Source organism: Plantactinospora sp. B6F1 (assembly GCF_040120695.1).
Taxonomy (GTDB): domain Bacteria; phylum Actinomycetota; class Actinomycetes; order Mycobacteriales; family Micromonosporaceae; genus Plantactinospora.
The window spans coordinates 1-20,809 of the sequence record NZ_JBEEAC010000057.1 but is presented as its reverse complement, the minus strand read 5'-3'; the positions used below and the strand labels follow the sequence as shown (position 1 = coordinate 20,809).

General features: G+C 72.8%; 17 protein-coding genes. 8 read left to right on the top strand and 9 right to left on the bottom strand.

Annotation, left to right across the window (positions count from 1 at the left end; genetic code table 11):
• Window positions 1-108: 108 nt before the first annotated feature.
• Window positions 109-732 carry an acyl-CoA dehydrogenase family protein gene (locus tag ABNF97_RS33160; protein WP_349340957.1) on the bottom strand — a complete coding sequence of 208 codons (624 nt, stop codon included), beginning with the start codon at window positions 730-732 and terminating at the stop codon, window positions 109-111.
• Window positions 729-1,517: a DapH/DapD/GlmU-related protein gene (locus tag ABNF97_RS33155; protein ID WP_349340956.1), complete on the bottom strand. Its 789-nt coding sequence runs from the start codon at window positions 1,515-1,517 to the stop codon at window positions 729-731. Before ABNF97_RS33155 ends, ABNF97_RS33160 begins: the two co-directional genes overlap by 4 nt.
• Here ABNF97_RS33155 and ABNF97_RS33150 point away from each other — a divergent pair.
• The gene (locus ABNF97_RS33150) at window positions 1,509-3,029 is read left to right on the top strand and encodes a helix-turn-helix domain-containing protein (RefSeq protein ID WP_349340955.1); all 1,521 of its coding nucleotides are present in this window, start codon (window positions 1,509-1,511) and stop codon (window positions 3,027-3,029) included. The two genes, ABNF97_RS33155 and ABNF97_RS33150, sit on opposite strands and share 9 nt — an antisense overlap.
• 1,000 nt (window positions 3,030-4,029) lie before the next feature.
• Here the strand turns inward: ABNF97_RS33150 and ABNF97_RS33145 are convergent.
• Window positions 4,030-4,248 carry a GntR family transcriptional regulator gene (locus ABNF97_RS33145; protein ID WP_130460622.1) on the bottom strand — a complete coding sequence of 73 codons (219 nt, stop codon included), beginning with the start codon at window positions 4,246-4,248 and terminating at the stop codon, window positions 4,030-4,032.
• A gap of 266 nt (window positions 4,249-4,514) precedes the next feature.
• Between ABNF97_RS33145 and ABNF97_RS33140 the strand changes: the two genes are divergently transcribed.
• Window positions 4,515-5,486 (top strand): hypothetical protein, encoded by a 972-nt coding sequence (locus tag ABNF97_RS33140; RefSeq protein ID WP_349340954.1) that lies wholly within the window; start codon window positions 4,515-4,517, stop codon window positions 5,484-5,486.
• Window positions 5,480-6,013 carry a hypothetical protein gene (locus ABNF97_RS33135; protein ID WP_349340953.1) on the top strand — a complete coding sequence of 178 codons (534 nt, stop codon included), beginning with the start codon at window positions 5,480-5,482 and terminating at the stop codon, window positions 6,011-6,013. The genes ABNF97_RS33140 and ABNF97_RS33135 overlap by 7 nt, the downstream gene beginning before the upstream one ends.
• A 6-nt stretch (window positions 6,014-6,019) precedes the next feature.
• On the opposite strand, the gene pdxR is transcribed toward ABNF97_RS33135, so the two are convergent.
• Window positions 6,020-7,423: a MocR-like pyridoxine biosynthesis transcription factor PdxR gene (gene pdxR, locus ABNF97_RS33130; RefSeq protein ID WP_349340952.1), complete on the bottom strand. Its 1,404-nt coding sequence runs from the start codon at window positions 7,421-7,423 to the stop codon at window positions 6,020-6,022.
• A 47-nt stretch (window positions 7,424-7,470) separates the two neighbouring features.
• On the opposite strand from pdxR, the gene ABNF97_RS33125 reads away from it, so the two are divergent.
• Entirely contained in the window at window positions 7,471-8,673 is a 1,203-nt protein-coding gene (locus tag ABNF97_RS33125) for an MFS transporter (RefSeq protein ID WP_207230384.1), read from the top strand.
• 94 nt (window positions 8,674-8,767) lie between these two features.
• On the opposite strand, the gene ABNF97_RS33120 is transcribed toward ABNF97_RS33125, so the two are convergent.
• From ABNF97_RS33120 to ABNF97_RS33105, 4 genes are all read right to left on the bottom strand, one after another.
• Entirely contained in the window at window positions 8,768-9,805 is a 1,038-nt protein-coding gene (locus ABNF97_RS33120; RefSeq protein ID WP_165436586.1) for a hypothetical protein, read from the bottom strand.
• A gap of 1 nt (window position 9,806) precedes the next feature.
• Window positions 9,807-12,350 carry an FtsK/SpoIIIE domain-containing protein gene (locus tag ABNF97_RS33115; protein WP_349340951.1) on the bottom strand — a complete coding sequence of 848 codons (2,544 nt, stop codon included), beginning with the start codon at window positions 12,348-12,350 and terminating at the stop codon, window positions 9,807-9,809.
• Window positions 12,351-12,576: 226 nt separating this feature from the next.
• A complete protein-coding gene (locus ABNF97_RS33110; RefSeq protein WP_349340950.1) occupies window positions 12,577-13,734 on the bottom strand; it encodes a glycosyltransferase in 1,158 nt (385 codons plus the stop codon).
• On the bottom strand, window positions 13,731-14,702 hold the full coding sequence (locus ABNF97_RS33105) for a glucosyl-3-phosphoglycerate synthase (protein ID WP_349340958.1): 972 nt from the start codon (window positions 14,700-14,702) through the stop codon (window positions 13,731-13,733). Before ABNF97_RS33105 ends, ABNF97_RS33110 begins: the two co-directional genes overlap by 4 nt.
• A gap of 318 nt (window positions 14,703-15,020) precedes the next feature.
• Here ABNF97_RS33105 and ABNF97_RS33100 point away from each other — a divergent pair, with 318 nt between their 5' ends.
• Both ABNF97_RS33100 and ABNF97_RS33095 read left to right on the top strand, forming a co-directional pair.
• Window positions 15,021-16,004 (top strand): Gfo/Idh/MocA family protein, encoded by a 984-nt coding sequence (locus tag ABNF97_RS33100; RefSeq protein ID WP_349340949.1) that lies wholly within the window; start codon window positions 15,021-15,023, stop codon window positions 16,002-16,004.
• Window positions 15,997-17,091 (top strand): zinc-dependent alcohol dehydrogenase, encoded by a 1,095-nt coding sequence (locus tag ABNF97_RS33095; protein ID WP_349340948.1) that lies wholly within the window; start codon window positions 15,997-15,999, stop codon window positions 17,089-17,091. Before ABNF97_RS33100 ends, ABNF97_RS33095 begins: the two co-directional genes overlap by 8 nt.
• 42 nt (window positions 17,092-17,133) lie before the next feature.
• Here the strand turns inward: ABNF97_RS33095 and ABNF97_RS33090 are convergent, their stop codons facing one another.
• On the bottom strand, window positions 17,134-18,729 hold the full coding sequence (locus tag ABNF97_RS33090) for an alpha-L-fucosidase (protein WP_349340947.1): 1,596 nt from the start codon (window positions 18,727-18,729) through the stop codon (window positions 17,134-17,136).
• Window positions 18,730-18,825: 96 nt separating this feature from the next.
• On the opposite strand from ABNF97_RS33090, the gene ABNF97_RS33085 reads away from it, so the two are divergent.
• Window positions 18,826-19,467 (top strand): TetR/AcrR family transcriptional regulator, encoded by a 642-nt coding sequence (locus ABNF97_RS33085; RefSeq protein WP_349340946.1) that lies wholly within the window; start codon window positions 18,826-18,828, stop codon window positions 19,465-19,467.
• Window positions 19,468-19,771: 304 nt separating this feature from the next.
• Window positions 19,772-20,734, top strand: coding sequence for an endonuclease domain-containing protein (locus ABNF97_RS33080; RefSeq protein ID WP_349340945.1), 963 nt, complete (start codon window positions 19,772-19,774; stop codon window positions 20,732-20,734).
• Window positions 20,735-20,809: the final 75 nt, after the last annotated feature.

Here is a 20,809-nt window from a genome sequence, read left to right as displayed (position 1 = left end):
GACGAACACCTCTGGCCGTCTGCCCACCGGCCATCACCTCCCACCACGAGTGCTGGGAGACAGCCTGCCCGATAGATCCTCAGAACCGACGGATTACACGATCAACGTTCAAAGACGAGGCACTAGCCCGAACGGCGCGATCGGCTCCCGTTCCAACCCATGGTCGACAGCGTCGACGACCGCCGCGGTGATCCGGCTGTCCGGGGCGCGGAAGAACACCACGAACCCGGCCGACTCGACCAGCCGGGAGACCCAACACTTCTCCCCGCTGACGCGCCAACGGCCATCCCGGCGCAACCGGGCCTGGCTGGTGATCTCCTGAACGCGGGAGCCACCGTGCCGCTCGGTCACGGCGATACCCACCAGGTCGCCCCGGTCCAGCCGGGCTCGCCAGGTCTCGGCGGTGACCTCGGCGGCGTCGCTGAGGACCATCGCCCCGTGCCCTGCCCCGGTCACGTCGCGCAGATCCAGATCGTGCACGCCCGCGCAGAACTGGGCGCACGTCTGCCACACGAGCCCGGACGGGCCGGCCGGCGCGTGGTAGACGCGTTCGGCCAGATGCCGGCGCAGGTCCAGAAGCCACCGGGAGCGGCTCGGGTCGCCGGTGGCCGGCGCGGTGGTAACCTGTCGAGCCAGCTCACACGACAGTCGGCCAAGGTCGCCCCACGCGCCCGCATCCAACTCGGGCACGCTGCAGCGCAGCGGCTCCAGCCAGGCAAGCGCCGGGGTCATGGCTTCACCTGTCCGTGTGGCCGGGCCGGGACGCCGTAGACAATCGTGTTGGCGGGCACGTCCCGGGTGACCACCGAGCCGGCCCCCACCAGCGCGTGGGCGCCCACGGTGATCCCGGCGAGCAGGACCGCACCGGATCCAACTTTGCAGCCGTGCTCGAACACCGGCGGATCGAGTGGCTGCTCGTTGTCCGGGTCACGCCAGATCAGCTGCTTGTCGTTGACGGTACGGACACCGGCGCCGAGGAACACCCGGTCCGCCACGATGGTGTCGGCGGTCAGGTGTGAGCTCGGGGAGCAGCGCACACCGTCACCGATCCGGGTACCGCGCTCCACGGTCAGGTTGGCCGCCAGCTGGCTGCCCGATCCGACGACCACGTTGGTGCGAAGCAGGGTGTTGTGGCCGATCGTGGTGTCGTCTCCGACAGACACGCCGGCGTAGACGGTCGCGCCGGCCCTCATGACCACGCCGGAGCCGATCGTGGTGGTGCCGCCGACGCCCTGGTAGACCTGCCGGATCGCGTACCCGTACTCAGGCTCTCCGAGGATCACCCGGTGGCCGAAATGGGCCTCGTCGCCGACACGGGTACCGCCATGGACCACGGTGAACGCGCCGATGCTGACCCCGGCGCCCAGCACGATGGGCCGCAGCGTGCCGAGCATGTCGGCCGGCACGAACACGGCGGTCGGGTGAACCCGGCAGCCGTCGCCGATCTCCAGCAGCCCGGCTCGGAGGAGGTCCGGCGCGGTGACCGGACTGTCGACGGTGGTGGTTGGGTGCATCATCGCAGCTCCTTCATGTTGCTGGCTGAGCCCGGCCAGAAGGTGGCCGGCTGGATCCAGTGCATCTGCGACGAGAAGCAGGGCCATAGACATGGACGCATTCGTTGCAAGCGGTTTGCACGACCCGTAACCCATCGGTCACCCTCAAAGAACCACCGTCGTGAGGAGGTGGGCATGCAGACCGAACCGGCCTGGACAGGGATGCCCGCCGTTGCCGCTGCCGCCGATGTCGGCGACATCGGGACGCTGCTACGCGTCGCCCGGACCGCATCCGGGCTGACTCTCGAGGAAGCTGGCCAGCGCACCGGTTACTCCGCCGCGACCATGTCCCGGTGGGAGAACGGCCGGCGGCGGGACTGGACCGTTGCCGAGCTACGTCGACTGGCGCAGGTGTACGGGATTCCGCTGCGTCTGTTCGGGCTGGCCCCGTCCTCCCCGTCAGCGCAGACCAGTGCGGCTAGGGTGATCGAAGGCCCCAACAATGGTGGTGGTGATTGGATGCGTCGACGTGACTTGATCGCCGGCACTCTTGGCCTGACCACCGGCGCCGCCCTGCTGCCCACGGACGCCGCTGGGGACATGGCCGCCACGGTGGAAGACGTGATCTTCGGCCGGGTCACCGCTGTTCCGTTGCCGGACCACCAGCTCGGTGCGCAGCTGGCCGCCGCCAAGGCCGACTTCCGGGCCTGCCGCTACAGCCAACTTGCCCGACGACTGCCCCGCCTGCTCGCCCAGGCCACCATCGGACGAGACGAGGCCCCCGCTGGCCAGGTGGGACAGGCATCAGCCCGCCTGGCCCAGGCGTACGGCGTCGCCACCCAACTACTGATCAAGCTGCACGACGACGGCATGGCCTGGTCCACGTCCGACCGTGCCGTCCAAGCCGCGCGAGCATCCGGTGACCCGCTGATTGTCGCGGAGGCGACCCGGCTCGCCGCGACCGTGTTACGCCGCACCCGCCACCGCGACGGCGCCCAGCGCCTCGTGCTGCACGCCGCGCAGCAGCTCGACGCCGACACCGGCCTGACCAACCTGCGGCAGACCGCGATGTACGGGCAGCTACTCGCCGTCGCCGCGTACACCGCAGCGATACGCGACGACCGCGACACCGCCTGGACCCTGCTTGGCGAAGCCGAAGACGCCGCCCGCCGAGCCGGCAGCGCCGACGCCGACCGGTTCAACCCACTCGACCTTGCCGTCTACAAGATCAGCGTGGCGCGGGTGCTCGGCGACTACGGCGCCGCCGTGGACTACTCCCGACAGGTCGACCCGACGCGCATCACCGCGCCCGAGCGCCGTGCCCGCTACTGGGAAGACACCGCCCTGGCCCTGCACGGTCGGGGACGCTCGACCGGCGCCTTCCAAGCCCTACTCGCGGCTGAGCGCGACACCCCGCAGGAGGTCCGCTACCGGCCATGGGCGCAGAACCTGACCCGCGAACTCATCTCCACCGACACTCGCAGCACCCTGACGGGGGTTCGTGAACTCGCTGCCCGGATCGGCGTCGATGCATAGCAGGTCGGCGGCGTCGTGACCACCAAACCGGGTGAGGTGGAGCCGACCGGCTGGCGCCTCGCGCGAGAGCTGGCCGTCGACTTCTGGCGCCAGATGCGCGCCGGTCCACAGCCGTGACATCTATAGCTGACCATCACACTTGTGATCTACGCCGGCCCAATGGCCGAGCGCAGCCTCGTCCGTGACCTGGTTGATGAACCAGGCGGAGATATTGCGATCCTCGCCCGGCGCGGTGGCCGGGCGCAGCGGCCATCCGCGCGGCCCTGGCCGACTGGCTCCGGCTCGTTGCGATCCTCGCCCGACGCAGTGGCCGGGCGCAGCGTACGGCGTCGACGGCTGCCGCCCATGCGGCCAGCCGTTGCGATCCTCGCCCGACGCAGTGGCCGGGCGCAGCTGGGTTCTACCGGCGGTGGCTCACCCCACGCCCTGCTGTTGCGATCCTCGCCCGACGCAGTGGCCGGGCGCAGCCCGCGCAGCAGCGCGCGGAACGTCACCAGGTCGGTGTTGTTGCGATCCTCGCCCGACGCAGTGGCCGGGCGCAGCCGTTCCGAACAACGTCTTCGCGTCGGCGCGCTGGAGTTGCGATCCTCACCCGGTCCGAGGACCGGGTGCAGCGATCCCAGGAGAGGGTGGCCGAGGTGGCCCCGATCCCGTTGCGATCCTCACCCGGTCCGAGGACCGGGTGCAGCTGGAGCAGCGCGGGCGGCGTCACGCCCGGCGGGGGCGGGTTGCGATCCTCACCCGGCCCGGGGACCGGGTGCAGCAGTCCGGGGTGCCGATCATCGTCTGCCGCAGCTTCTCGTTGCGATCCTCACCCGGCCCGGGGACCGGGTGCAGCGGCTCTTGAGCTGAGAATATAGAGGTGCGGAAATGAGTTCCTCACCAAATCATCATCCCCTTTGAGCCGGTAGGTCCGAAAAGCCGGTTGGGAACCCCAAGCTCGAAGAGTGTCCACTAGCCGTTCCTAGATCAGGATGCGAAACTCGGAGATTACGAACATCTAGGACTCAGCAACATAGACTCCGACGCCCGGGACGCCCACCACCAGCCCTTCCGCTTTCAGCGTGAGCATCGCGTTGCGCACAACGATCGACGAGACGCCGTAGATCTGGCAGAGCTGCGACGTTGAGGGCAGCTTGTCACCCGGCGAAAGCTCACCCGACTCGATCTGCGTACGGATGTGTTCGGCGAGTTCAACCCACTTCGGGCTCGGAGGCATGGTGATACTCCCTGGTCAGCACCACCATTTGATCACTCCATACCTGTTATCGCAAGCGATAGCTTGACCAGAGATAGCTTGTTATCCTAGGCTCCGACTTGAGCGGTTCCCCTGGTCAGCACCCTTGGGGCCGGTCGTCCCGCACAGAGCCCGGCCGGCCCTCTCTCCCGGTCGGCCGGGTGCCCCCACCTGCCCACGTACACCCCGGCTATCCCCAGCGGACGGGAGGCAGCAATGGATCCAACCCCACACCCGAGGACTGTCCCGTGACCGCCCTCTCCCAGAGCGCGTACGCGACCTTCGCGCGTACCCGGATGGACGAGGCGCGGCGGGCGGTGCTCGGGCACGCCGTCTGCACGTACACCGGGGTCTGTCTCGGGTGTGGTCGGCCCGGCCCCTGCGCCACTCTGCTCGCCGCCCGGCGAACCCTGGCCCACCACACCCAGCGGACGGTCAACCAGCGGCCACACCACTACGGCGGCAACAACGGCCAGCACGACTACGGTCGCCGCCAGCTTCCGATGATGACCGGGGACGTGAGTTCACCGTTGCCCGCCGACGAGCTGCGTGCCGCCTGGCTGGCCGTCCAGTCCGCGCTCGACCGGGCCGACCGGCAGCTCTCCGGAGCGGATGATCCACTGCCCGCCGCCGGGCTGGCCCGTTGGGACGACGCGCTCACCGACGCCTGGACCGCGCTCCACCTGGTCCACGCGGGCATTGCCGAGGCCCGCCGGCTGCCCGGCACTGTCCCGGCGAGTGTCCACGAGGTGGTCGACGGGTTGACCGTGGCCCGAGTGGACGCCGAGCGGGCCACGGAGCTGGCCGGGCGGGTTCGGCGGCAGCTCGCCGCCGCCGAGGACCGGCTGCGCCGGACCAGCGGCGACGCCCCGGCCCGGGTCGCCGCCGACCGGTGGCGGACCGCCGCCGCCCGGCTCGACCTGGTCACCGCCCGGCTGGCGCTCGGGGCCAGGGCCATCGACCGGTACGCCGCCGCGCTCGCCGGCACCGCCCAGCAGCCGGCCCGGCCGGCAACCCGGTGGGCGAACCGGTCGAATCATCCCACCGTCGGCGTCGCCGCTTCTGCCGTCGACCCGGCCGGTGTCGGGACGATCGCGGCCGGGGCCCGCACGGCCGGGGCGGTGCTGCTGAGTGTGCACCCGTGGGCCGGCTGGCGGGGCCTCCTGGCCCGGGTACGCCGGCAGCGCCCAATCGACCGCGAACGGAGCCAGCCGTGTTGAGTCGCTACGCCGCCCCACTCCGCGACCTTGCCACCGGCCGGCCGCGCGACTACCAGCACCGGATCGACCGGTTCGACGAGCCGGACTGGCGACGGTACGGCCTGCTGGTCGAGACCGCGTTCCGGCTCGCCGCGCACCGGCGGTTCCGGCCCGGCGGCCAGGATCGCGCCCCGGTGATCCGATTCGTGGCCAGCGTCCGGGAGCGCTACGACCGTACCGGCTACGACCTCGATCCGAGGCTGGCCGAGTCGCTGCTCTGGGCGACCCTGGCCGGCGAGCCGACGCCGGATCCGCTGCGGTCGAAGACGCACACCGCGCAGACGCTGCTGCTCATCGGTCTGCTCGACGACGAAGGGCTGTCTCGTGCCGAGCTTGACCGCTTCCTCTCCGACGCCGAAGACCACGCAATCGGCGACGCACCAGCCGACGCGACCGGCAATGCACCAGCCGAGGCGGCAGCCGACGCACCACCCACAGCGGACACCGCGACGGACGACACGACGGACGGCACAGCGGGCGGCCACTAGCGGCGCTTAGAGGAGCGTGCCGATGGTCCGGACGGCCGCCTGGATGGTGTCCTCACTCAGGTTGCCGAAGCCGACCACGAGCTGCGGCGGCGTGCTCGCCCCGTCGGCGCGGTAGTTGCTCATCCCGTAGAGGCCGATCCGCTGGGCGCGGGCACGCTCGATCACCGTCCGCTCGTCCGCGCCGTCCGGCAGGTGGGCCACGGCGTGGAAACCGGCCGCCAGCCCGGTGAGCGTCACGGACGGGGCGTACTCGGCGAGGGCGGAGACGAATGCCTGCCGGCGGGCGGCGTACCGGCCGCGCATCCGGCGCAGGTGTCGGTCGTACCGGCCGGAGCCGATCAGGGTGGCGACGGTGAGCTGGTCCAACAACGACGATCCACGGTCGGCGAGTCGCTTGTCCTCCACGATGGCCGCGCGCAGGGCCGGCGGGCAGAGCATCCAGCCGAGCCGGATCGCCGGGGCGAGCGTCTTGCTCACCGTGCCGATCCCGATGACATGGTCGGGAGCGAGACCCTGGAGGGTGCCGACGGGTTCCCGGTCGTAGCGGAACTCGGCGTCGTAGTCGTCCTCGACGATGATCGCGTCGTGCCGGATCGCCCAGGCGACCAGCGCCCGCCTCCGGTCCGGGGCCATCACCACCCCGGTCGGCCACTGGTGGGCGGGGGTGACCACCACGGCCCGTACGCCGGTCGCGGCGAGGGCGTCGACGTCGATCCCCGCGTCGTCGACCGGTACGGGCACGGCCCGGAGGCCGGCGTGCGCGGTGGCGGCCATGGTGTGGCCGTCGCCGTACCCGGGGTCCTCGAACGCGACCCGTCGGTGACCGGCCCGCCTTAGGACGCCGAGGGCCAGGTTGAGGCCCTGGGCGAAGCCGCCGCAGGTGACGATGTTGTCGGGGTCCGCGTGCGCCGCCCGCACCCGCCGCAGGTAGCCGGCGATGGTCTCCCGGAAGGTCGCGTTGCCGGCGGCGTCGCCGTAGCCGAAGACGGCGTTCGGCGCGAGCCGGCACGCCTCGCGCTGCGCCGCCAGCCAGTCCGCGCGCGGGAAGCTGGCGAGATCCGGTACCCCGGCGGCGAAGTCGGCGCGGAGCGGCCGGGGCACCGCCGCCGGCGCCGCGACCGGGGCGAGCGCGCCGGCGGGCAGCTCGGCGACCCGGGTGGCCGAGCCGGTCCGGGTGCTCAGGTAGCCCTCGGCGTGCAACTGGCCGTAGCAGTCCTGGACCAGGCCCCGGGAGATGCCGAGCTGCCGGGCCAGCTCCCGGGACGACGGCAGCCGTTCGCCGGCCCGGAGCCGGCCGCGCCGGATCGCGTCCCGCAGCGCGCCCTCCAACTGCGTACGCAGCGGTTCGGCACTGCTCCGGTCCAGCGGTACGAGAAGCTCCGGGCCCAAACCGGCCCACTCAACAACCATGGAAGTGGACCTTAAGGTAGGCCGGTTTCGCTCGTAGGGTCGGGACCATGAGCAGCATGACCTCCACCGCCGCCCCGGCCCCGGCCTCCGCTCCGGCTCCGGCCCCGGTTCCTGACACTGACGCTCGGCCGCCACTGGTGAGCAGGCCGCTGCTGCTGGCCTTCGTGGCCAGCTTCGGCGCCATGACGAGTTTCTACCTCCTGCTGACCGTGGTACCGCTCTACGCGACCTCGGTCGGCGCCGGTGACGTCGGTGCCGGCATGGTGACCGGGACGCTGATGCTCTCCACCGTGCTGGCCGAGCTGGCCATCCCCCGGTTGTCCGCCCGGTTCGGGCAGCGCGGCCTCCTGATCGCGGGTCTGCTGCTGCTCGGCGTGCCGCCGCTGATGCTGCTGGTCGCCACCGGCATGCCGGCGGTCCTGCTGGTCTGTCTCATCCGGGGGCTCGGGTTCGCCGTCGCGGTCGTCGTCGGCGGCGCGCTGGCCGCGCAACTGGCACCGGCACAGCGCCGCGGCGAGGTGATCGGGCTGTTCGGTGCCGTCGTCGGGGTCCCCGCCATCGTCGGTCTTCCGGTCGGAGTGTGGCTGGTCGACCGGGTCGGCTATCCCAGCGTCTTCGCACTCGGCGCGCTCGCCGCGCTGGCCGGTCTCGCCGCCGCGACCGGGCTGCCGGGTCGGCCCGCCGAGCCGGAGCAGCCGCTCGGGATGGTGGCGGGGCTGCGTAACCCGGCGCTGACCCGGCCGGCGCTGGTCTTCGCCGGGGTGGCGCTGGCGTCCGGCATCGTCGTCACCTTCCTGCCGTCCGTCCTGACCGACGCCTCGGCGAACCTGATCGCCCTCGGCCTGCTCGCCCAGGCCGTCACCGCGCCGCTGACCCGCTGGTGGGCCGGCCGGTACGCCGACCGGCGTCCGCACGCCCCGCTGCTCGGCTGGGGCGTGATCCTCGCCGCCTCGGGCGTCGCGATCCTTCCCGTGACCGGGCACCCCGTCGCGTTCATCGTCGGGATGCTGCTGTTCGGTGCCGGTTTCGGCATCGCGCAGAACGCCAGCCTGACCAGCATGCTGCGGCAGGTGTCACCGGCCGGGTACGGGACGGTCAGCGCGGTCTGGAACCTGGCCTACGACGCGGGAATCGGGCTCGGCGCGGTCGGATTCGGTGTCGTCGCCGCCGGTACCGGCTATCCGGCGGCGCTCGCCATCACCGTACTGGTGATGCTCGCCGCCCTCACCGCGCTGCCGCGCCGGCGGTAACCGGCCCGGGGCCGCTCCGACCCCGACGACGGAGCGGCCGCACGCCAGGTAGGAGCAGCCTCACAGGGCTAGGAGCACCACCGGCGGAGCAGCCTCACACCAGGTAGTAGCCGAGGAAGGCGACCGGGGCGGCGAGGAAGCAGATCAGGAAGCCGAGCCGGGCGTACCGGGCGGGCCGGCCGACGATCATCCGGGGCTTGCCCCAGACGCTGAGCGCGAGATAGCCGAGGAAGAAGACCATCGTCGGCAGCCCGGCACAGCTCCACGAGAAGACCGCGACCGTGCTGGCGTCGAGGCCCTTCATCCCGCGTACCTCGGCGACGGTGAGCACGATCCAGATGACGACGGTGAGCAGCCCGGCGCAGCTCAGGTAGACCGTCGTCGCCCGGGCCAGCGGTGACATCGACGGAAAGAGCGGCGCCTGCTGCGCCATCGTCTCCGTCTGCACGATCATCACGTCCGCACCGTCGGCAGCCTGCCGGGCCAGCTCCAGCTCCCGCACCGGATCGACCGGCCGGGCCGGTGGCGTCCCCGGGCCCGCGCCGGAGGTCGGGCCGGCACCGGAGGGCGCCGCGTCCGAGGGCAGCCGGGGGCCGGGCACCGGGCCGGTCGCCGGGGTCGCCGGCAGCGCGCGCCGCGCCGGACCTGCCGGCAGTTCCGGGTACGGGGTACCGGCCGCCGGATCCGCCCCACTGCCCGACGCGCGGGAACCGTCGGCGCGCTGCTGGCCGAACCGTTCCGAGGTGTCGAAGCCGCTCGGCCGGTAGACGTGGCCGGCCGGAGGCGGCGGCTCGGGCGGGTCGACGTGGTCCGGCCCGGCGTACTGGGCCGGCACGGTGGGTTGCCCCGCCGGCCCGGACGGCGGATATCCGGCCGGCGGGGGTGGCGGCGGATATCCGGCCGGCGGGGGCAGCGGCGGGCCGGTCGGCGGCGCGGCCGGCACCGACTTGCCGATCATCTGGCCGAGGGCGGTCAACCGCTGCTGCTGCACCGCGAGCCGCTGGTCGAGCCGGTCGGCGGCGGCACCGGTCGTGCCGCGTGCCTCGGCGAGCTGGGCGGCGGTCCGTTCACCACTGCGGCGCAGCTCGTGCAGGTGCCGGGCCAGGGCCGCGTACTCGGCGAAGCTCGCCACCTCAGCTCTCCTCGTCGTCGTCTTCGTAGCCGGCCCGGACGAACGGCACGATCAGGCGTAGCCGCTGGTCGTGCCGGTCCACCAGCAGTGCCCGGTTCGCCCTCGGGGTGTACGCGAGGTCGTTCATTCCGAGATACATCCCGAGTTCGCCACCGGGCACGTTCAGCGCGACCAGGCAGGCGACGTCGTCCCGGTTGCCCGACCCGCCGATGTCGTCGGAGAGCCGGCGCAGCCCGCGCCACCAGCCGAGCAGGTGCACCCCGTACGCGGGGCCCTGCCGGAGCACCGCCTGGAGGTCGTCCAGCCCGGACTTGAAGTGTTCGTCCCGGACGCCGAGGATGCCGCTGGCGCCGTCCATGCCGTACCCGACCAGGAAGGTCCGGGCCGGTGGCCCGTCGGCCGGCTGGGCGGCGAGCTTGCGCAGCTCGTCGCGGAGCCCGGCGGCGTCGAGCCGGTCGACCGGATGCCCGGCCCCGGTCAGCTCGGCGATCGTCTCCTCGGCCACCGCGTCGGCGACCGCGACCAGCGGGGCGACCAGGAACCGGGCGCTGCCCGGGGTGTGCTGCCGGGCCAGGCTGAGCGTCGCCGCGTGCAGCACGCTCGCGCCGACCGGCGAGGTGCCGACCACCGCCAGGTGCCGGCCCGGGGTCGCGTCCAGCGGGAACATCGCCGAGGTGAGGTCCACGTCGACGGTACGGCCGACCAGCGCCAACGGCCGCCGTCCCCCCGGGACCAGCCCCCGGTACGTCGGGTCGGCCTCGACGTGCGCAGACTCGTACCCCTTGAAGATCGCCGGTGGCCGCGAGCCCGGCTTGCGGGCCTGCCACAGCTCGTGCCGCAGTTGGGCCACCTCGGCGGCGCTGGCGTGCGCGTCGGGGAACTGGACCACGGTGTTGGCGGCGGCCAACCCGGCGGAGGGGTTGACGATCGCCGAGCCGATCGGCAGCGCCCCGGCGGCGTCGTTGAGCGCGTCCAGCACTCCCCCGCCGCCAGGCAGGGCGACCCGGAGCGGGAACTGCCCGAAGATCGAGTCGGTCTTTCCGTAGAGCGCCTCGATCCCGGTCATGCTCTGGCTGGCCAGCACCAGGTGGATGCCGTAGGAGCGCCCCTTGCGGGCCAGCTCCTCCAGCAGCGAGACCGCCTCCCTGGCCACCGCGTCGTTGCCGGCGAAGAGCACGTGGAACTCGTCGACCACCGCGACGATCCGGGGTACCGGCCGGCCGTCCCGGGGCAGGTCGGCCAGTTTGGTCACGCCGTGCCGCTTCAGCGCCGACGCCCGCCGGTTCAGCTCGCGGCGCAGCTCGCGGAGCACGGCGACGCCGTACTCCCGGTCGGACTCGATGCCGACCGCCCGGGCGTGCGGGATCCACGACGGGTCGTGGCCGGTCGGCACGAACTCGGTGAAGCTGACCCCCTCCTTGAAGTCGAGCAGATAGAGCGACAGCTCGTCCGGGGAGTAGCGGGCGGCGAGTCCGTAGAGGACGTCGAGCAGGAAGACGGTCTTGCCGGCACCGGTCCGGCCGCCGACCAGCCAGTGTGGGGTCTGGTCGTCGAAGGCGCAGATCACCGGCTCCCGGCCGGAACGGCCGACGACGGCACGCAGCCCGTTGCCGGACGACTCCGACCAGGGCCGGGCCGGCAGCAGGTCGGTGAAGGTGAAACTGGACTCGCGTCGGTAGATCTCGCCGAGCCGGTCGGCCAGCGCCGTGACCGCACCGGCCGGTGGTTCGCCGTCCAGGCGTACCGGGGCGGCCAGGCCGGAGCCGTCGGAACTGAACGGGTGGCCGGGCGGGTCGCCGATCCAGGCGTTCCCCTGCGGGTCGAGGCGGACCTGGGTGGTGCCGCCCAGCGGCGGCAGGGCGGGGCCGGCGCTCCGGGGCGGATATCCGGCGGCGATCACGCAGATCCCGGCGGTCGGTCCGGCGTGGGTGAACGCGGCGAGCCGGCCGAGTTCCCGGCCCTCCGGCAGCGAGGCGGCGACCAGGAGCAGCAGCTCCGGCGTACCGCCGGTGGCCTGCTGCGCGGCCCGGGCGTGCCGTTCGGCCGCGTCGAGCACGGCGGCGACCTCGGCCTCGGTGGTGGCCGGCGGCGGCACCGCCCCGGCCTCGACCAGCACCCGCAGCGGCAGGAAGGTGGCGCCGAGCGCGGCGCTGTCCAGGACGGACACCCGGACCGAGCCGGCGGGTGCGGCGGCGAGCAGCCGGACCACCAGGGTACGCAGCAGCGCCGCGACCCGCCCGTCCCGGGCGTCGGCGTCGATCGCCAGGTGGGTGCCGCCACACAGCGGCACGACCGCCGGGAAGCTTCCGTGCGCCGTGTCCGCCACGCCGAGCCGCACCGGCAGCGGGCCGGCGAAGAACCGGGCCGGCTCGGGTTCGCTGCTGACCGCCTCGCCGACCCGGCGCAGCCGGGCCACGACGTCGGCGGTCTCGCCGGAGTCGGGCGGCGGCTGGAGCTGGGCCAACCCGTGCCGGGCCGCATCCAGGTGCGCGCGGGCCTGCCGGTGGGCGGCAACCGCCCGCCCGAATGTGGCTGCGAGTCCCACCCTGCCCCCAACCGTCGGGTACGCGTAGTCACCGGAACACTAACCGAAGCCGACGCGGGAACGAACCAGGCCGGCCCCGAGCCGCGGCCCGTCGTCGACGCGGGTCGCGGCTCGGGGCCGGTCCTCAGGTGAGCACGGGGGTGGCTCGGGGCCGGTCCTCAGGTGAGCACGGGGGTGGCTCGGGGCCGGTCCTCAGGTGAGCACGGGGGTGGCTCGGGGCCGGTGCTCAGGTGAGCGCGGGGGTGGCGGCCAGGGCCCGGACCCGGTCGTAGAGGGCCAGATAGGACCGGGCCATCACCTCCGGGCTGAACCGGCGGGCCGCCTCGGTCTGGCAGCGGCGCGGGTCGATCCGGCCGGCGCGGTGCACCAGCTCCGCGAGATCGTCCTCGTCGGAGCTGAGCAGTCCGGTCTCACCATGCTGGATCAACTCCGGGAGGCAGCCCTCGGCCAGTCCGACCACCGGAGTGCCGAGGGCGAGGGACTCGACCACGGCCGTACCGCCGGGCTCGGCCCAGCGCAGCGGAAACAGCGAGGCCCTGGCGGTGGCGACCAGTTCGTCGCGCTGCCGGCCGGCCACGGTGCCGACCCAGCGCACCCGTACCCCGTCGACGTGCGGCGCGACCCGTTCCCGCCAGAACCGCACGTCGGGGTTGGCCGCCGCGACCGGATCGTGCTCGGCGGCGGCGAGCTCGGCCGGCTGCCGGTACGGGCCGACCGGGCCGGCGAGGACCAGGTCGAAGCCGGCCCGGTGGGCCAGCCGGGCGGCGAGATCCTGACCCTTGCCCGGGTTGATCCGGCCGAGCACCACGACATGTCCGGCCTTGTCGGCGGGGCGACGCCGGTCCGCGTCGGTGGCCAGCGGGGTGGCCAGGTGGACGTGCCCGACCGAGTGCGCCCGGAGCGCCTGCGGTGCCCGGGCGAGCTGCGAGGCCGAGACCCCGTTGACGCGCACCCGGTCGGCGCCGTCGAAGCTGCCGTACAGCTCGGGGTGCTTGGCCAGGTCCCAGTGCAGGGTGTGCAGCACCGGCGGTGCGTCCCGGCCGAGCGCGGCCAGGGTGGCTAGGCCGGCCGCCTCGACGTGGTCGTGCACCAGGTCGATGTCGTCGCGCTCCCGCAGGGTGCGCACCACCGCGTGCAGGTGGCTCTGCACCACCCCGCACGCCTGGTTGTACGGCCGTTGCAGGCTGCCGAACTGGCCGTCGGCGAAGACCGCCAGCCGCTCGTCGACGGGCAGTTCGCTGCTGCCGACGGTGGCCAATACCACCCGTACGCCGAGCCGGCGCAGCTCGGGTACGAGGGTGGCGATCACGTTCTCGATGCCCCCGTACCCGTTCGGCGGCACCGGCAGCCACGGGCCGGCGTTGACCAGTACGGTGAGGCTCACGAGCCGGTCACCGCCCCGGTCACGGCCGCTGCGGTGGCCGTCTGCCGGCGGGCCCGGCCACGGGCGATCCGCGTCCGCCGGGACAGGCTGGCCAGCGGTGGACGTTCGGCGACCGCCACGTCGGTGACGACGATCTCCCGGTCCAGGTTGGGCAGTGCCTGGGCACCACCGCGCCGGAACTGGGTGAGCGCGGCGGCCGGCGGCACCGGCTCGGCGACCAGTCCGCGCCGGTGCAGCCGGGACCAGACGGTGTAGAGGATCTGCGCCGACATCCGGCCCAGCGCCTCGGTGTCCTGGTGCCGGTGGAACCGCTCGCCGAGGTCGACCTGGGCCAGGGCGTCCAGCCCGACCAGGTCCAGCAGGTCGATCAGCATGGCGATCTCGACGCCGTACCCGGAGACGAACGGCAGCTGTTCGAGGATCTCCCGGCGCCCGGCGTACTCCCCGGCGAGCGGCTGGACGACGCCGGCCAGCTCCGGCCAGAACATGCTGATCAGGGGCCGGGCCATCAGCTCGGTCACCCGACCGCCGCCGTCGGGGTTGACGGCGCCGCCGCCGACCAGCGGGCGGTGGTAGAAGCCCTTGACGAACGCGACGGTCGGGTCGGCGAGCAGCGGCCCGACCAGCCCGGTGACGAACCGGGGTGAGAAGCGGCGCAGGTCGGCGTCGACGAAGGCGACGATGTCACCGGTCGCGGCGGCAAGCCCGGACCAGAGCGCGTCGCCCTTGCCGTCGAGCCGGGGCAGTCCCCGGGTCATCTCGTCCTGGCTCACCACCCGGGCCCCGGCGGCGGAGGCCACCGCCGCCGTCGCGTCGCTGGATCGCGAGTCCACCACGATCAGCTCGTCGATGATCGGGGCCTTCTCGACCAGGTGCCGGCGCAGCGTGCCGACGATCGCGCCGACGGTGGCCTCCTCGTTCCGGGCCGGAAGCACCACGCTGACCCGCTGCTCGCCCTTGATCTTCAGCAGCCGGCGACTCGTCCACTCTGCCGAGTTTCCGGTGCGGTACGTGGTCCACGCCTCTACGATCGGTGAAACTGTTGCCTCTGTTTGCTGCCGCACGGGCACACCCCCCAAACGTCGTGATCCGCAGCGCCGGGCCGAAACTTTTCCCCGAGCCGCCCCGGCAAACCCGGTACCGGCTAACAGCTTGATCTCCGGATGACGGCGTCCCCCGCAGCGGCCTGGTGAACGGTGCGTTTTCGGATGCCGGTCGGAGGTTTCCCGCCGGCCGATGCCGGAGAAGGCAGAGATCCGGTGCAGGTCGGGAACGGGAGGTCGAGGATGCGGGTCTGCCGGGTGGGGCTGATCGGCGCGGGCGGCGTGGCGCAGCGGCACGCGCGGGTGCTGTCGAGCTTTGACGACGTACGGATCGTCGGGGTCACCGACGTGGTGGCGCAGGCGGCCACCCGGCTGGCCGAGTCGACGGGGGCACGGGCCTTCCCCGACGTCGGGACGCTGCTCTCGGCGGAGCTGGACGCGGCGTACGTCTGCGTGCCGCCGTTCGCACACGGCGCGCCCGAGGAGGCGGTGCTCGACGCCGGGCTGGCCCTCTTCGTGGAGAAGCCGCTCACTCTGGACCGGGAGACGGCGACGCGGATCAACCGGCTCGTCGAGGAGCGGGGCGCCGTGACGGCGGTCGGCCACTACTGGCGCTACCTGTCGGCGGTCGAGGCGGCCCGGCGGCTGCTGGCCGACCGTCCGGTCCGGCTGGTAGCGGGCGCCTGGCTGGACAAGGTGCCGCCGGTCGGCTGGTGGCCGCGTCAGGAGCAGTCCGGCGGTCCGGTCGTCGAACAGGCCGCGCACGTCCTCGACCTGGCCCGTTACCTGGTCGGCGAGGTGGCCGAGGTCTGGGCGGTGGGCAACGGCACGCCGCCGGCCGTGGACGGCGCGGACGTGGATGGTGCGACCGCCGCCGCGCTGCGGTTCGTCACCGGCGCGGTCGGCACGCTCGGCACCACCTGCGCGTTGGGCTGGAAGCACCGGGCCGGTCTGGAGGTGTACGCCGACGGCCTGGCCCTGTCGGTAGGCGAGGACGGCCTGCTGGTGCGGGACGCCGACGGTGAGCGGCGGGTTCCCGGCGACCTGGAGCAGGGCCGGACGGATGTGGACCGCGCCTTCGTCGACGCGGTCCTGGGGCTCGGCGCGGACGTCCGGGTGCCCTATTCGGAGGCGCTCCGGACCCACCTGCTGGCGCTGGCGGTCGCCGAGTCGGTCGTGACCGGCCAGCCGGTCCGGGTGCCCCCGCTGGAGTTGGCTAATGCCTGAGCCGGACCGGAACCTGGTGGTGACCGGGCCGCACGAGGTGGCGTTCCGGCACGAGGAGCCGGAGCCGCTGACCGACGGCACGTTCCGGGTCGCGACCCTCTTCAGCGGGGTCTCCGCCGGCACCGAGCTGAGCTACGTCAAGGGCACCAACCCGTACCTGTCGGCCGGCTGGGACGGCACGCTCGGGCTGTTCGTCCAGGGCGAGCCGGGTACGCCGTACCCGGTGACCCGGCTCGGTTACATGGAGGTCGGCCGGGTGACCGACAGTCGTACCCAGGCCGTCGCCGAGGGCGCGGTGGTGGCGATGACGTACGGGCACCGGACGGGGTACCGGGGCGATCCGCGCGTCGACCGGGTGGTGCCGGTGCCGGCCGACCTGGATCCGCTGCTCGGGATCTACCTGGCGCACATGGGGCCGATCTGCGCCAACGGGCTGTTGCACGCCGCCGCCGACCTGTACGGCAGCGGTGTGCGGGACCTCGGCGACGGGGTACGGGGCCGCCGGGTGGCGGTGACCGGGGCCGGGGTGGTGGCGCTGTTGACCGCGCTCTTCGCCCGGCGGGCCGGTGCCGCCTCGGTGGTCGTACTCGATCCCACCCCGCAGCGACGGGCGGTGGCCGGGGCGCTGGGCCTGGAGACGCTCGACCCGACCGCCGACGATCCGGCCGTGGTGTTGAAGACCCGGTGGCGGCACGCGGCCGACGACCGGGGCGCCGACGTCGTCTTCCAGTGCCGGGGCCAGGCGTCGGCGCTGCACCTGGCGCTGCGGCTGCTCCGCCCGCAGGGCACCGTCATCGACCTCGCCTTCTACCAGGGCGGTGCCGACCTGGTGCGGCTCGGCGAGGAGTTCCACCACAACGGGCTGTCGCTGCGTTGCGCGCAGATCGGCCGGGTGCCGCGCGGGCTGGCCCCCACCTGGGACCGCGACCGCCTGTCGGCGGAGACGATCGCCCTGCTCCGCGACCACGGCGACCTGGTACGTGAACACCTGGTCTCGGCGGTCGTGCCGTTCGACGAGGCGCCCGCGTTGCTGACCGACCTGGCCGCCGGTCGCCGGCAGGAGATGCAGGCGGTCCTCGCCGCCTGAGCGGACACCTCGCCACGTCATTGCGGAAACGCAGGCTCCGGATCAGACACCTGGACGTCCGCCGGGCGCGAAGACCCGGACCGCCGGGAAAGAGGCGTCCGGACCGGGTGGCCGGGCGAAGCGGAGCAGCGTGTCCGGACCGTCGGCGGTCACCGTGACGGTGCTGCCGTCGGCGAGCAGCCGGCCCTGACCGGCGAGCGACACGCCGGCGAGCCGGACCGCATCGCCGGTGACCGGTCCGTCGAGGATGACGTTGACGCTTCCGTCCGGGCCGGCGGTGAAGTGCGCGCCATCGGTCTCGGCCCGGGTCCACGGCCGGGTGCCGTAGACCGCCGTACCGTTGCGCCCGAACCACCGGCCGAAGTCCGTCAGCCGGCTCCGCTGCTCCGGCGGTATGGTGCCCTCGCCGCCGGCGGGTCCGACGTTGAGCAGCAGGTTTCCGTTCTTGGCCAGCGCGTCGACGAAGTCGGGCAGCAGGGTGCCGGCGAACGAGGCGTAGTGGTCGTCCGTCTCGTTCCGGTTGAAGCCGTACGAGTTGCCGATGCCCCGGGTCATCTCCCACTTCTTCGCCTGCACGCTGTCGTACCTGGTGTATTCCGGGGTGGTGAAGTCGCTGTGTGGCACCACCGGCGGCTTGACGTTGTCGACGAACCCGGGGTCGTCGGCGATCGCCCACCTCATCACCTGGTCGAAGCCGGCCCGGCCGAGCCGGGAGCCCAGGAGCCAGCGCCAGAGCGAGTCGGTCTGCCAGCGGTCGTTCACCACGCCGTGCGGAACGGTGTTGTAGTAGTCGGCGAAGAGGCTGAACAGCCGTCGCTGCCCGGTCGGCCAGGAGATGTCGTTCCAGAGCAGGTCGGGCCGGTAGCGTCGGATCAGTTCCCGGACCTGGGCGTCGGCGTAGTCGGCGTAGCCGTCGCCGTACCGGGCGTAGGTGTAGTCGCCGAGGGTGCGTACGACGTCGCGCTGGAAGGTCCAGTCCACGCCTCCGGAGTAGTAGAGGCCGAAACGCAGGCCCTGGGCGCGGACGGCGGCGGCGAGTTCCCCGACGATGTCGCGCTCGCTGTGCCAGCCGGGTCGGCGCGGGTTGACCACCTCGGTCGGCCAGAGCGAATACCCGTCGTGGTACTTGGCGACCAGCACGACGTACCGGGCACCGGACTCGCGGAACGTCCTGGCCCAGGCGTGCGGGTCCCACCGCTCCAGCCCGGCGTCGAAGGTCGCCTTGAAGTCCTGGTATGTCAGGTCTCCGTAGGTGGCCCGGTGGAAGCGCGCGGTCGGGGTGTCCGGGACCCGCATCGCGTTGTGGTAGTCCTCCGCGTACGGGTGCACCAGCATCGCCCGGTCGTAGTCGGTACGCAGTACGTCGGCGAAGTTGCCGGTCGGGGCGAAGCCCGGCACCGAGAAGAGCCCCCAGTGGACGAAGATCCCGAACTTGGCGTCCGAGAACCAGTCGGGGACCGGGTGGGCGTTCAACGATCCCTGGGTCGCCTGGTAGGGCCCGGTGGTGGTCATCCGCGCCGTCCGGTCGTCGGAGTAGGCGTAGATCTTGGCCGCGATCGGCGGCGTGGCCGCCAGCACCGCCACGACGGCCAGTGTGACCAGCAGCCTCTTTCGATGTCGGCGTATGAAGCCCCGCACCTCGCACCTCCCCAGGTAGCAATACAAACGTATGGTTCAGCATGAACCCGCCGCCATGGGTTTGCAAGTCGATCGTATTGCGCAGAGAATCGGGCCATGCCGAGGAAGGTCGACCACGAACAGCGCCGCCGCCGGATCGCCGAGGCGGTCTGGACGATCGTCGCCCTGCGCGGCCTGGAGGCGGTCAGCCTGCGCGACATCGCCGCCGAGGCCGGCGTGTCACTGGGTCAGGTGCAGCACTACTTCAGGACCAAGGAGCAGGTCCTGCGGTACGCCGGCCAACGCCTCGTCGAACTGGCCGGCGAGGAGCTGCGCCGAAGCCTCGCGGCCCGACCGGAACCGCCGTCGCCCCGGTCCACCATCCGGGCCATCGCCGAGCAGACCGTTCCGGCGACTCCGGAGCGCCGGCTCGGCGCCGCGGTCTGGTACGCCTTCGTCACCCGGGCGGTCACCGCCCCGGAGCTGGCCGCCCTGATCCGGGAGGCCTGGGCCGGCACCCACGCCCTGATCACCGACGAGGTACGCGCGGCACAGCGCGCCCGGCAGGTGGCGACCGGGCTCGACCCGGCCGAGCTGGCCGCCACCCTGCAGACCGTCGTCGACGGCCTCGTCCCGCAGGTACTGGTCGGGTACCGCACCCCCGCCGAGGCCCTCGCCGTCGTCGACCGGCATCTCGACCTGGTCTTCCGGCCAGCCGGCCGGCCCACCGCCCGCCTCGGCGGCGAGGCGCCGAGGTAGCGGGCGGTCGGCGCCGGGTGCCCGACTCAGCGGGTCGGCGCCGCCAGGGGTTGCGTGGACGGCGCCACCGGAGCCGGAAGCTCGCTGGCGCAACCCGTTCCCGGCCGACTCGCCCCGGCCGACTCGCCAGCCATGCGGCTCGCCGTCACCATTCGGCACGACGACGAGGCGGCGCGAGGAGACGGCGGCACGGCGACGAGGCGGCACGGCGACGGGGGCAGCGTGAGAAAGGGGTGTGTCGGGAAGGCAGCGGTGACGGATTGGCGGCAGTCGGGTCCGCCGAATCCGGCCAAGGTCGTTCGCCGTGCCGTACTTCTCCGGACCCGGGCGCCGCCCCGAGCGGGCGCTCCCGCCCGACGACGCCGACGAGTTGACCTGGCTGCTCTTCCGCCAGGAGGATGTAGTCACCGGTAGGCAGGCTCGCCGCCATCTCACCGAATCGGCGGTTCGGCACCGCGTCCGCTCCGGACGGTGGCGCCTGGTCCACCGCAACGTGTACGTCACCCACAGTGGCCCAATCAGCGCCGAGCAGCGCCTTTGGATCGCCGTACTCGGCTGTGGACCGTACGCCGTGCTGGCCGGGCTGACCGCGGCGATCCGGTGTGGCCTGAAGGGCTTCCGGAGCGAGGGTATCCAGCTGCTCCGGCCGGGCCGGCTACGCAGCATCGCCCCGCCGCCCGGCGTCGTCGTACGCCGCACCGACACCCTTTCGCGCGACGACGTCAACCGGCGGGGAATGCCGCCGCACACCACCAACGCCCGCTCACTGGTCGACGCGGCGGCCTGGGCGGGCAGCGACGACCAGGCCCGTACCCTGATCGCGGCCGGCTTCCAGCAGCGGCTGGTCGGCGCCGACGACATCCACCAGGTCGCCTACCGGCGGCCCACCCTGCGCCGTCGGGCACTCATCCTGGCCACTGCCAATGACGCCCGGAGCGGTTCGGAGTCGCTGCCCGAACTGCGCTACCTGCACGCCGCGCGCCGAGCTGGTTTGCCCGAGCCGAGCCGCCAGCATCGGCGCCGCGACGCGACCGGCCGGGTGCGCTATCTGGACGTCTACTACGAACGGTGGGGCGTGCACGTGGAGATCGACGGCGGCCAGCACCTCGATGTACGGCGGCAGTGGGCGGACATGAAACGGCAGAACGAGCTGTGGATTTGCGGTGATCGGGTGCTGCGCTTTCCGTCCTGGCTCGTCCGCGACCGCCCCGAAGAGGTAATCGACCAAGTCCGACGCGCCCTAACCACAGCCGGCTGGCGCAACTAATTGTGGAGATCGCAGATCTTGGAACCACAACGTCGCCACAGCAACAGTTTAATTCCAAGATCCGCGATCGAGTCC

What these genes read in the sequence shown, in the direction of transcription:
- ABNF97_RS33155 (WP_349340956.1), bottom strand. Translation starts at nt 1,517, where the DNA reads ATGATGCACCCAACCACCACCGTCGACAGTCCGGTCACCGCGCCGGAC.
- pdxR (WP_349340952.1), bottom strand. Translation starts at nt 7,423, where the DNA reads ATGGTTGTTGAGTGGGCCGGTTTGGGCCCGGAGCTTCTCGTACCGCTG.
- ABNF97_RS33125 (WP_207230384.1), top strand. Translation starts at nt 7,471, where the DNA reads ATGAGCAGCATGACCTCCACCGCCGCCCCGGCCCCGGCCTCCGCTCCG.
- ABNF97_RS33085 (WP_349340946.1), top strand. Translation starts at nt 18,826, where the DNA reads ATGCCGAGGAAGGTCGACCACGAACAGCGCCGCCGCCGGATCGCCGAG.
- ABNF97_RS33145 (WP_130460622.1), bottom strand. Translation starts at nt 4,248, where the DNA reads ATGCCTCCGAGCCCGAAGTGGGTTGAACTCGCCGAACACATCCGTACG.
- ABNF97_RS33160 (WP_349340957.1), bottom strand. Translation starts at nt 732, where the DNA reads ATGACCCCGGCGCTTGCCTGGCTGGAGCCGCTGCGCTGCAGCGTGCCC.
- ABNF97_RS33100 (WP_349340949.1), top strand. Translation starts at nt 15,021, where the DNA reads ATGCGGGTCTGCCGGGTGGGGCTGATCGGCGCGGGCGGCGTGGCGCAG.
- ABNF97_RS33095 (WP_349340948.1), top strand. Translation starts at nt 15,997, where the DNA reads ATGCCTGAGCCGGACCGGAACCTGGTGGTGACCGGGCCGCACGAGGTG.